This is a genomic window from Micromonospora sp. NPDC050686 (assembly GCF_040654475.1).
In the GTDB taxonomy this organism is placed as follows: domain Bacteria; phylum Actinomycetota; class Actinomycetes; order Mycobacteriales; family Micromonosporaceae; genus Micromonospora.
The window spans coordinates 21253-32499 of record NZ_JBFAID010000065.1 but is presented as its reverse complement, the minus strand read 5'-3'; the positions used below and the strand labels follow the sequence as shown (position 1 = coordinate 32499).

The window sequence follows — 11247 nt, the reverse complement described above, 5'->3', positions numbered from 1 at the left end:
ACCGGCGTGCGCGAGCACCGCGCGTTCCTGCGCCGGGGTGAGATCAAGGGCGAACCGGTACGCCTGGATCGTCTTCACGTCGGGTCCTCCGTCGCTAGCCCCCTCAGCCCATCCTCCCACCCCAACCCGCCACGGAGTTGATCAAGGAGTTCGCCTCGTCCGGCCGGGCTCCGGCCGACGCGAACTCCTTGATCAATGGATCCGAACCGGGTGGGCACGGGCGGGGTGGGGTCGGGGAGGATGGGGGGATGCGCGGTGGGGCGGGGTGGGGTTGGCGGTTCTGCGGTGCGGTAGGCGGGGTGCTGGGCGTGCTGGCGTGGCCCGGGGCGGCGGTGGCGGCCCCGGCCGGGACGCCGGTCTGCGAGGTGGCCGACCGCCGGCTGGACGAGATCTCCGGGATGGTCGCCACCGACGACGGCTTCGTGATGGTCAACGACGGCGCCGACCAGGAGTCGCATCGCAGGATCTTCTTCCTCGACGCCCGGTGCGCCGTGGTGCGTACGGTCCGCTACCCCTCGCTGCCCCGGGACACCGAGGACCTGGCGGTCGGGCCCGACGGCGCCATCTGGGTGGCCGACATCGGCGACAACGGGGGCAACCGGTCGACGGTCGGGGTGTGGCGGCTCGGCCCGGGAGCGGCGCGGCCGGTGCTGCACCGGATGGCGTACCCGGACGGGCCGCGCGACGCCGAGGCCATGCTGATCACCGGGGACGGACGCCCGCTGATCGTCGCCAAGACCACCGGCCGGCTGTACGCCCCGGCCAGCGCCCCGCGGGCCGGCAGGACGACGCCGCTGACCAGCGTGGGGGAGGTGCGGCTGCCCCGCACCACGACCAGCAACCCGTACTCCGTCCTCGGCCGGATGGTGATCACCGGGGCGGCCACCGCGCCGGACCGGAGCCGGGTGGTGCTGCGCAGCTACGCCGACGCGTTCGAGTTCGACGTGCCGGACGGTGACGTGATCCGCGCGCTGACCACCGGCCGGCCGCGGACCGTTCCGCTGCCCGACGAGCCGCAGGGCGAGTCGGTCAGCTACAGCCCCGACGGCCGCCACCTGCTCACCGTCTCCGAGCGGGCCGGCCAGCCGGGCCCGGTCCCCGTCCTCCGGTACGCCCTGCCGGAGCCGCCGCCCGCGGCCACCCGCTCCGGGCCGGCCGCCACCCGTCCCGCGCCGGAGTCCACCCGCCCCGCGGCGACCGGCGCGGCCCCGGCCGCCACCGGCGGGCGGCCGGCGGCCGAGCGCGACGACTCCCGCCTCGGTGCGGCCGCGGCGCTGGGGCTGGCGGTGTTCGCCCTCGGCGTCGCCGGACTGGTGCGGGCCCGCCGCCCGGGCGGTCGCTGACCGCACCCGCCGGCCCTTTCCCGCCGCGCCGTGGTACGCCAGCATGGCCGGATGAGCACGCTGACCGGAGCACAGATCGCCGCCGAGGGCCTGACCGGCTGGACCTACCTGCTCGGCGCCCTGCACACCCGCCTCCGTACCCCGGACTTCGCCACCGGGCTGTCCCTCGTCAACGCGATCGGCGCGGTGGCCGAGGAGGTGGACCACCACCCGGACCTGGACCTGCGGTACACCCACGTCGACGTCCGGCTCACCAGCCACGATGTGCGCGGGGTCAGCCGGCGCGACGTTCGGTTGGCCCGGCGGATCGCCGCGATCGCCGCCGACGCCGGTGTCGAGCCGGAGTGCGCGAGCGTGTCCCGGCTGGAGCTCGCCCTGGACTCGCCGGCGTACCCGGCGGTGCTGCCGTTCTGGGGCGCGGTGCTGGGGCTGGCCCGGCCGGAGGCCGCCGACGAGCTGCGCGACCCGACGGGCGCGCTGCCCACCGTGTGGTTTCAGGAATCCGGCGACGAGGAGCCCCGGCAGCGCTGGCATCCCGACGTGTGGGTCGACCCGGCCCAGGTCCGGCCGCGCATCGACGCGGCGCTCGCCGCCGGTGGCATCCTGGTCAGCGATGTGGGGGCGCCGAGTTTCTGGGTGCTCGCCGACCCGGAGGGCAACCGGGTCTGCCTCTGCACCTGGCAGCAGCGCGACTGACACCGGCTGCGGCTGGCTGCAGCCGGACGCAGGTTCAGCCCGGGAAGCCCCGCGCACGCAGGATCGCGTCGATCCGCGTCCGGTGCGCCCGCTCCCACTCGTCGAGGGACTCCCCGGCGTCCTTCGCCGCCTTCGCCCGGGCGGCGGCGTGCACCTGCTCCCGCCGTTCGCCCGGCACGACCACCACGCCCTCCTCGTCCGCGATCACCACGTCACCGGCGTGCACCGTCACCCCGCCGCAGCGCACCGGCTCGTTGAGCGGCGCGACGGCCGCCTTGGCGCCCGGGATCGGGACCACGCCCCGGGCGAAGACGGGAAAGCCCAGCTCGCGGACCTCGGCGAGGCCGCGGATCACCCCGTCGACCACGAACGCGGCGATGCCGCGCCGGTGGGCCACCGCGCAGACGTTGCCGCCCCCCACCGCCCAGTCGACGTCGCCGGCCAAGGTCGGTGAACTGGTGGGTCATGCCGGTCCTGTCGTCGCGACGCGTCTGGGCCGGGCCGGGCGGGGGGAGCGGCCTGCGGATCACCCCGATTCAACAGTACGTACGTACGGTATGCCATAGTTGCCGCCCGGCGCGTGCCGGGCCCCGCGACGGGTCCGGAAAATGCCGGGCGAGCAGGCAACCGCCGGCCGGGCTGCCGCGTGACTAGGGGTACGACCGGCCCGGGGGCGGAACGGAGTGGGCACATGTCAGGCGAGGAGAGCTTCGACGGTTTCTACCGGGCGAGCCGGCAACGGTTGTACGAGTGCGTCTACGCCCTCACCGGCAACGCCGCGGAGGCGCAGGACGCGGTGCACGAGGCTTACGCGCGGGCGTGGCAGCGGTGGTCGACCGTCAGCGGGTACGCCGATCCGGAGGCGTGGGTGCGTACCGTCGCCCGGCGGGTGGCGGTGAGCCGCTGGCGGCGCGCCCGTTCGGCGTGGACCGCCCACCGCCGGCACGGGCCACCACCGGACGTGCCCGGCCCCAACCCGGACTCGGTGGCGCTGGTCGGCGCGCTCGCCCAACTGCCCATGCCGCAGCGCACCGCGCTGGTCCTGCACCACCTGGTCGGCCTGCCGGTGGCCGAGGTGGCGCGGGAGACCGGGGTGCCCGAGGGCACCGTCAAGGCCCGCCTGTCCCGGGGGCGGCGGGCCCTCGCCAACCTGCTCGAGGCCACACCTGCGGAGGCGCACCATGGTTGACCGATTGGATGCGATGTTCGAGTCGCTGCACGACGAGCGCGCGCCGGGCCCGTTCGCCCCGGCTGAGGCGGTCCGGCGGCGCGGCCGGCAGCGGACCCGGCACCAGGCGATGGTCGCCGGCCTCGCCGTGGTCGCCGTGACCGGGGCCGGCTTCGGCTGGGCCGGCAACCTGCGGCCGGTCGGCCACACGCCGATCCCCGCGGCCAGCGGCACCACGGCGTCGACCCCGCCGGCCCCCGCTCCCGCCACCCCGAGCCCGAGCGGCCCGGCCCGCGGCGGCACGCCCTCGGCCGACCCCCGCCCGACCGGGACCGGCCGGCCGGACGCCACCCGGACCGACGCCGCCCCGGCGGGGCTGGACAGCCTACGGCTGCGCCCCGCCGACCTCGGCCCGGGCGCCTGGCGTACCCGCCCACCGACCGAGCCGTTCTCCGGTGACACCTGGCGGTGGGCCGACCTCTGCCTGGCGTACCGCGGCGCCGACTACCCGTCTCTGGCGCACCAGGCCCAGCTCGACGTCACCGGGTTCGCCAGCGGGCAGAGCTACCTCTACGAGCACCTGCACCGGTACGCGGACGGCTGGGGCCCGCGGGCCCTCGCCGACGTGCGCCGGGTGCTGGACCGGTGCGCCACCACCACGTCGCCGTCGACCGCCCCGGGTGACCCGGCGCCCCGCACCGTCGAGGTGGTGGACCTCGGCTTCGCCGGGGACGAGGCGGTGCTGGTCCGGCAGGAGCAGTGGTCGTACGAGGGCGAGGTGCTGTCCCGCGACCCGCTGGTGACGCTGACCGCGGTGGTCCGGGTCGGCGACCTGGTCGCCACCGTGCTGTTCTCGCCGGACCGGGACGAGGCGTACGCCCGGGGGGTGGCCCGGGCGGCGGCGCAGCGACTCGCGGCGGGGTGAGCGCGGGCCCGACGGGGGTCGGTCCCGCCCGCGGGTCAACGCCGGGCGCTGTCGGACCAGCGACAGTTGCGAACGGCTGACCGGCCGTTGACGTGCGGCTGGCCGCCCGGTGCCCGGGCGCCGAAGAGTCCGGTCCCATCGGCCGACGGCACGATGACCGAACGGCGTCGGTTCGTTGAATGGTGCTGACAGCCACCCCCTGCCCGCGGGCCGGGGCGCGGCCCGTTGCCGAACGGGGGGCCGGCCGCCACGCCGGACCCCGCCGGGCACCGCCGCGCACCCCGCGTCGGCCACCTCTTCCCTGGAGGCACCGTGTACCAGCGTCCCGCGCGGGTTTTCGCGCGTATCGGCGAGGCTCGGCCCGCCGCCGCACCCCGCGTCCTGCTCGGGCGGGCGGTCGTCCTGGGCGCGAGCATGGCCGGGTTGCTGGCCGCCCGGGTGCTCGCCGACCACGCGCAGAGCGTGCTGATCCTGGACCGGGACGAGATCGGTGCCGGCGCCGAGCCCCGCCCGGGCGTCCCGCAGGGCACCCAGATGCACGCTGACCCGGGTGCCGGGTGCCGGGTGCCGGGCGGCGTGGTGGCGGTCGGCGACGCGGTCGCCTCGTTCAACCCGATCTACGGCCAGGGCATGTCGTCGGCGGCCCTGCACGCCTCCTGCCTGTCGGCGTACCTGCGCTCCGGGGCGGACCCGCGCGGCCCGGCCCGGGGGTTCTTCGCCCTGCAACGGGTGATCGTGGACGCCGCGTGGGGGATGTCCACCTCGGCCGACCTCGCCCGGCCCTCGGTGTCCGCGCCGCGGCCCCGCGGCTACCGGCTGTCCCGCTGGGCCAGCAACCAGATCGTCGGCGCCTCGATCGTCGACCCGGTGATCGCCCGGCGCTTCGACGCGGTGGTCGAGATGCGCCGGCACCCCAGCACGCTGGCCAGCCCCGCGGTGCTGGCCCGCGCGGTCCGGATGAACCGGTCACACCGGTGACGGCCACTGTCGCACCCCGCCGGTACGGTCGGGGCATGGTCACCGTCGCCGACGTGCGCGCCCTGGCCCGGACGCTGCCCCGCAGCACCGAGCACCTGATCCGGGACCGGGTGAAGTTCCGGGTCGGCGCGATCGTCTACGTCGCGTTCTCCCGCGACGAGACCACCATGGGTTTCGGCTACCCGAAGGAGGAACGCGACGCGCTGGTCACCACCGAGCCGGAGCTGTTCTTCCTGCCCGGCACGTCGGACCTGCGCTTCCACTGGGTCTGCTGTCACCTCGACCGGCTCGACCACGACCGGATGACCGAGCTGGTCTGCGAGGCGTGGCGGATGGTGGTGCCGAGGTTCCTGGCCCGGCAGCGACTGGGTGGCTGACCGCGGTCAGGGCTTGCGGGCCAGCCCCGCCCAGTAGTACGCGGCCTGCGGGTCGGCGGGCGGCTGCCCGTCGGGGCGCCACGCCATCACCGGCGTCAGCCCCGGCTCCACCAACTCCCAGCCGGCGAAGAACCGCTCCACCTCGCCCCGGCTCCGCGCCACCAGGGTCATACCGGCCTGCCGGGCGGCGGCGACCGCCGCGCCGACCGCCTCCGGGTTGAAGTCCTGGGTGGGGTGGGTGATCGCCAGGTAGCTGCCCGACGGCAGCGCCTCGGTCAGCGCCCGCAGCGTGCCGGCCGGGTCCTCCTCGTCGGCGATCAGCATGAGGATCGCGATCAGGGTGAGGGCCACCGGCCGGCTCAGGTCCAGGGTCTCGGTGAGCACGGGATGGTCGAGGATGCTCTGCGGCCGGCGCAGGTCGGCGTCCAGGTACGCGCTGCGCCCCTGCGGGCTGCTCACCATCAGCGCCCGGGAGTGCGCCAGCACCACCGGGTCGTTGTCGACGTACACCACCCGGGTCTCCGGGGCGATCGACTGGGCCACCTCGTGCAGGTTGGGGCGGGTGGGGATGCCGGCGCCGACATCCAGGAACTGCCGGATGCCCTGCTCGGCGACCAGGTGCCGGGCCACCCGGTGCACGAAGCGCCGGTTCTCCTTGGCCATCGCCGGCAGCGTCGGGATCGCCTCGGTCATCGCCGCGCCCATGGCCCGGTCGACCGCGAAGTTGTCCTTGCCGCCGAGCCAGTAGTCGTATACCCGCGCCGAGTGCGGCACGGTGGCGTCCACCGGGGGTGCCTCCGCTGCCGCGCGCTGCTGCCCGTCCTCGGTCACCGTGCACTCCCTCCGTCGGCCCGCTCCACAGTAGACGACCGCGGGCCGGGGCGGTGTCGGGGGAGCGACCCGGATCGGGCCGCTCCCCCGACTGGGATCAGCCGACCACGGACCGCAGCGGGATCCGCGCGTCGTGCAGCGCCCGGACCAGGTCACCCAGGAACGGGTGCTCGTCGGCCTGGAGACCACCCGGGTTGGGGATCACCAGGTACGCGGAGCCGCCCGCCACCGAGGCCCGGGCCGCGCCGGTGTAGCGGCCCACGACGTCGCGGCTGCGGGCCAGGTCGGCGGCCGCCACCTCGACGGTGATCGGGCGCCACTCGCCACCCAGGTTCTCCGCCGCCGGCGTGGCCGCGGCGGCCGCCCGTGCCGGGGCGACCCGGGCCACGTCGGCCCCACCCCGGGCCGCCGGCCCGCCGGCCGTCGGGGCGAGCAGCGCGTTGGCCACCAGGTGCTGGCCGCTCTCGTTGTACGCCCGGAACAGCGGGTTGAACGCGAAGAGCACCGCCCGTCCGGCCCCGGTCGGCTCGTCGACCAGCGCGGTCGTGCCCTTGAGCAGGTCGGCCCGGAGGGTGTAACCGTTGGCCCAGAAGGTGTCGCCGGTCGGGTAGCTCAACACGTTGGTGCCGGTGGTGCTCGCCCGCAGGATCGGGTCGCCGTTGTTGAACTCGAAGTCCTCCGCCGGGCGGCCCAGCGCGACCGGGCTGTCGTGGTCCACGTCGACCCGCAGGTGCGAGCCGATCATGCGGTAGTCGGCCGGCTTGGTCACCTCGGTGGTGGAGGTGAGACCGGCCGCCCGGGCCAGCCGGGTGCCCTCGTTGCGCAGCCCGAGGTAGGTGTGGCCGGCCGCGACCCAGGCCCGCAGGTTGGCCTGCCCCTGGGCGGTGAGCCCGCCGGTGCTGCTGCTGCCGTCGGGCACGAGCAGCACCGTGCGGTCGGTGAACGCGGGGGTGTTGTCGTTGATGTCCGCCGTGGTCACCGGCTTCAGGTCCAGCCCCCAGCGCTTGCCGAGCAGGTACCGGGCCTCGCCGTGGGAGCCGGAGGTGAGCGAGATGCCCGTGCCCCCGAACAGCCCGACGTCGGGCAGGGCGAGCGGGTTGCCGCCGGCCGGAGCCGCATTCGGCTCCAGCGTGATCCCGTGGGACGCGGCCAGCCGGTCCAGCTCCGGGGTCAGGCTCTTCGCCGGCAACTCGACGACGCCGCTTTCCAGGTCGCGCAGCAGCGGCACGTCCCGGTTGAGCAGCTGGAAGGTCAGCTCGGCGGCGGCCGCCGAGTCGAGCGGGTAGCGGTAGGAATCCTTCGCGCCCGCCGCGTACGGCTTGCCGCCGTCCATCCCGCGGACCAGCCGGGCCGCCGGGCGGACGTCGTCACCGGTCCAGACCGCGTTGACGCCCATCAGCAGCGGGTTGCTCCAGGACGAGACGTCGTAGAAGTAGGGGAACGGGGTGTACGGGTCCTCGCCCATGATCGCCTGGATCCAGTGCTTCTGCGGCTGGTCCATCGGGATCCAGTACGTGCCCTCCGGCACGGTCATCCCGGTGGCGGAGCGCCCGCCGAAGATCCGCGCGCTGGGCAGCCGGGTCGGCTTGCTGACCTCGTACACCTCGACGTCCATCCGGCGCAGCCGGTCGACCAGCCGGCGGACGTCGCCGAGCTGCCGGTCCGGCAGCAGGAAGTACGACCGGACCTGCAGGTCGGGCACCGGGAACTGGACGGTGTTGGTGGGCTGCACCACCTCGTTCGGCTCCAGCGCGCCGGTCCGGCCCTGGGCGAGCGCGTCCGTCCAGATCTTGAAGTAGCCGCGCAACACCTCCTGCTTGTTGGCGGCGGCCCAGCCCAGCGTGGACCACTGGGTGTGGAACTGCTGCTGCACCCGGTCGGCCACCGCCGAGGCGCTGCCCTTCTCGAACGTCATGCCGGCGGCGCCGAAGCCGGCGGCCGGCACCGTGTCGCCGTAGCCCATGAAGAACAGGTCGTAGGTCGAGTAGTTGAAGTAGCACTCGGTGGTCACCGCGCCACCGCAGGCGCCGTTGTAGCCGAAGCCGGCCTTGTTGGCCTCGCCGATCCGGTTGATCCAGTCCACCGGCTCGTTGGCGATCTCATGGTGGATCGGGTCGGCGTTCGGCGGGAAGAAGTACTGCCGGCCGCCCATCTCGTGGGCGTCGATGAAGACCTGCGGCGGGTACTGCCGCATCAGCTCGATCTTGCCGTCGGTCTCCTGCTGGGTGCGGGCGAACCAGTCCCGGTTCATGTCGAAGCCGTACTCGTTCTGCCGGCGGCTGGCGTCGCGGCCGTCCGGGTTCTGGGTCGGCACGATGACGGTGACCAGGTTGTCGTTGCGCTCGGCCACCTCGCAGGACAGGCCGGCGGCCAACTCGTACAGGGTCTTCAAGGCGGCGTCCGCGCCGCTCTTCTCCCCGCCGTGGACGTTCCCGGCCACCCAGACGATGGCCGGGCCGTCCTCGGCGGTCTCGGCCGCCTTCTTCGCCGTGATCCGGCGCGGGTCGCGCAGGTCCCGTACGTCGTCGGCGATCTTGCGTAGGGTGGCGGGCCGCACGTTGCCCTCGGCGGAGACCACCGCGTACGGCAGGTCCTGGCCCAGCACGCTGGTGGTCATCACCCCGCTCACCACCCGGTCGGAGGCGGCGTCGACGGCGCGCAGGTAGTCGCGGATCTCGTCGTTGGTGACCGGGCGTTCCTGACCGAGGCCGAGCGGGAAGCCGAGCCCCGACTCCGGGCTGGGCACGGTGGACAGTCGGGCGTTCGGGTCGGTCACGCAACCGGCCGACTCCGGTGCGGCCCCGGCGGGCGTGCCGCCGAGCAGGGCCACGGAGCCGGTGAGCAGGAGCAGGGTGGTGGCGCCGGCCAGGCGCCGCCGGTCGGCGCGGATGGGGTTTCGAATCGGACGCATATGTCGGCTCGTTCCTTCGCCGGGTGAGGCGGGTCCGGGGGATGAGGGTGCACGGAGCCTATGAGCTGCGGTTTCGCATGGTCAAGATTGAAACCGGTCGCAATATTTGCAGGACCACGCCATGCCGGGACCGGGTCAGGTCCGGTTCTCCCACCCCCATGCCGCGATCTCCACCCGGTTGCGCGCGCCCAGCTTGGCCCCGATCGCGGAGAGGTGGCTCTTCACCGTGCTCAACGAGATGAACAACTCGGCCGCGATCTCCTGGTTGGTGCGGCCCCGGGCCACCGCCGCCACCACCTCCAGCTCCCGGTCGGAGAGCGGCCGGGCCGGTGGCCGGCGGGCCGGCGCGCCGGTCGAGGTCAGCCGCCGCAGCAGCCGTACGGTCACCGAGGGGGAGACCAGGGCGTCGCCCCCGTACGCCGCCCGGACCGCCTCCACCAGCAGGGCGGGGCCGGCGTCCTTGAGGATGAACCCGACCGCGCCGGTGCGCAGCGCGCCGTAGACGTACTCGTCGAGGTCGAATGTGGTCACCACGACCACCCGCATCGGGTCGACGGTGCCCGGCCCGGCCAGGGCACGGGTCACCGCCAGCCCGTCCAGCCGGGGCATCCGGATGTCCACCAGGCACACGTCCGGCCGCAGGCGGCGGGCCTCGGCGATCGCCGCCACCCCGTCGGCCGCCTCGGCCACCACCGCGATGTCCGGCTGGTCCTCCAGGATCAGGCGCAGTCCACCCCGTACCATCGCCTGGTCGTCGGCGATCAGCACCCGGATGGTCACCGCGCCGCCCGGCCCGGCAGGGGCAGGGTGGCGACCACCGACCAGCCGCCGCCCGGCCGCGGGCCCGCGCGCAGCGTGCCGCCGAGCGCGTCGACCCGCTCGCGCATACCGACCAGGCCGTAACCGGCCCCGGGCGGCGCGGCGGCCGGTGCGGCGTCGTCGGTGACCTCGACGGTGACCGCCCCGGCCTCCTCGGTCACCACCACCGACACCGACCCGGCCCGCGGGGCGTGCCGGGCCACGTTGGTCAGCGACTCCCGGGCGATCCGGTAGACGGTGCCGCTCACCTCCGGTGGCCACGCCGAGGTGTCGACGGGCTGCCGCAGCCGCACCGTCCGGTCCGGCGTGGCGAACCGGCGGACCAGCCCGTCCAGCCGCTCCGGGCCGGCGGTCTCCGGTGCGTCCTCCGGGTCGCGGAGGATGCCCACCACCCGGCGCATCGCGGCCAGCGCGTCCGAGCCGGCCGTCTCGATCTCGGCCAGCGACGCGGGCAGCCGTTCCGGATGCCGGCGGGCCAGCACCGGCGCGGCCTGCGCCTGGAGCACGATGCCGGTGAGGTGGTGCGCCGCCACGTCGTGCAGCTCCCGGGCCAGTTCCAGCCGCTCCGTCCGGCGCGCGCCCGCCACCAGTTCCCGGCGGCGCTGGTCGACCAGCCGCCACCCCAGCCCGCCGGCGAGCGCGACCAGCCAGCCGGCGCCGGCCAGCACGGGGACCGGGCCGAACCCGTCGGCGATCGCGCTGCCGGCGACCACGGCCCCGCCGAGCGCCGCCACCGCCAGCGCCGGCCGCGCGGGCAGGGCCCGGACCGCCGACGCCACCAGCACGGACAGCCCCAGCGTGGTGGCCGGCCCGGGCTCGTGCGGCAGGCCGGCGGCCGCCGCCACGCCGACCGCCGCCCCGGCGACGCCGAGGCCGGTCACCGCCGCCGTCAGCCGGTGCACCCGGCGGGCCAGGGTGATCCCGCAGACGAGTACGCCGACGACCGCGCCGAAGATCCACCAACCGCCGCCCCAGCTGTCCCTGATCGCGCTCGCCGTGACGACGACCGCCGCGACGCCGAGCACGCCTAGGCCCGCCTCGACCGCCGGCGCGGCCGGGCCGGCGGGCAGCCACCGAGTTCCCATGGACCTCAGGCTAGGAAGCCGCGCCGCCCGGGGTGAACCGGTCAAAAGTACGCCTCGGCCGGTCCGGTGCCACCGGCCTCGCTTCCACCCGGGCCGCGACCCCGAAAAACGGGG

11 protein-coding genes are annotated in these 11247 nt (G+C 75.3%); 6 read left to right on the top strand and 5 right to left on the bottom strand.

All coding sequences use genetic code 11. From position 1 onward, the window contains the following. Positions 1–248 precede the first annotated feature (248 nt). Positions 249–1343, top strand: coding sequence for a hypothetical protein (locus AB0H57_RS28760; protein WP_357511794.1), 1095 nt, complete (start codon positions 249–251; stop codon positions 1341–1343). 51 nt (positions 1344–1394) lie between these two features. Beyond that, the gene (locus AB0H57_RS28755; RefSeq protein WP_357511792.1) at positions 1395–2039 is read left to right on the top strand and encodes a 4a-hydroxytetrahydrobiopterin dehydratase; all 645 of its coding nucleotides are present in this window, start codon (positions 1395–1397) and stop codon (positions 2037–2039) included. Positions 2040–2073: 34 nt separating this feature from the next. Here AB0H57_RS28755 and AB0H57_RS28750 read toward each other — a convergent pair whose 3' ends face one another. Beyond that, complete coding sequence (locus tag AB0H57_RS28750) at positions 2074–2484, bottom strand: RraA family protein (RefSeq protein WP_357511790.1); 411 nt, start codon at positions 2482–2484, stop codon at positions 2074–2076. A gap of 246 nt (positions 2485–2730) precedes the next feature. On the opposite strand from AB0H57_RS28750, the gene AB0H57_RS28745 reads away from it, so the two are divergent. From AB0H57_RS28745 to AB0H57_RS28730, 4 genes are all read left to right on the top strand, one after another. Continuing rightward, a complete protein-coding gene (locus AB0H57_RS28745) occupies positions 2731–3228 on the top strand; it encodes a SigE family RNA polymerase sigma factor (protein ID WP_357511788.1) in 498 nt (165 codons plus the stop codon). Next, positions 3221–4132, top strand: coding sequence for a hypothetical protein (locus tag AB0H57_RS28740; protein ID WP_357511787.1), 912 nt, complete (start codon positions 3221–3223; stop codon positions 4130–4132). Before AB0H57_RS28745 ends, AB0H57_RS28740 begins: the two co-directional genes overlap by 8 nt. Before the next feature lie 312 nt (positions 4133–4444). Continuing rightward, complete coding sequence (locus AB0H57_RS28735; RefSeq protein ID WP_357511785.1) at positions 4445–5110, top strand: hypothetical protein; 666 nt, start codon at positions 4445–4447, stop codon at positions 5108–5110. 35 nt (positions 5111–5145) lie between these two features. Beyond that, the gene (locus AB0H57_RS28730; protein ID WP_357511783.1) at positions 5146–5487 is read left to right on the top strand and encodes an MmcQ/YjbR family DNA-binding protein; all 342 of its coding nucleotides are present in this window, start codon (positions 5146–5148) and stop codon (positions 5485–5487) included. Positions 5488–5493: 6 nt separating this feature from the next. On the opposite strand, the gene AB0H57_RS28725 is transcribed toward AB0H57_RS28730, so the two are convergent. From AB0H57_RS28725 to AB0H57_RS28710, 4 genes are all read right to left on the bottom strand, one after another. Beyond that, positions 5494–6318 carry an SAM-dependent methyltransferase gene (locus AB0H57_RS28725; RefSeq protein ID WP_357511781.1) on the bottom strand — a complete coding sequence of 275 codons (825 nt, stop codon included), beginning with the start codon at positions 6316–6318 and terminating at the stop codon, positions 5494–5496. Between the two features lie 97 nt (positions 6319–6415). Then, a complete protein-coding gene (locus AB0H57_RS28720) occupies positions 6416–9229 on the bottom strand; it encodes a M14 family zinc carboxypeptidase (RefSeq protein ID WP_357511779.1) in 2814 nt (937 codons plus the stop codon). A 135-nt stretch (positions 9230–9364) separates the two neighbouring features. Then, positions 9365–10009 carry a response regulator transcription factor gene (locus tag AB0H57_RS28715; protein ID WP_357511777.1) on the bottom strand — a complete coding sequence of 215 codons (645 nt, stop codon included), beginning with the start codon at positions 10007–10009 and terminating at the stop codon, positions 9365–9367. Beyond that, entirely contained in the window at positions 10006–11133 is a 1128-nt protein-coding gene (locus AB0H57_RS28710; protein WP_357511776.1) for a sensor histidine kinase, read from the bottom strand. The genes AB0H57_RS28715 and AB0H57_RS28710 overlap by 4 nt, the downstream gene beginning before the upstream one ends. Between the last annotated feature and the right edge of the window lie 114 nt (positions 11134–11247).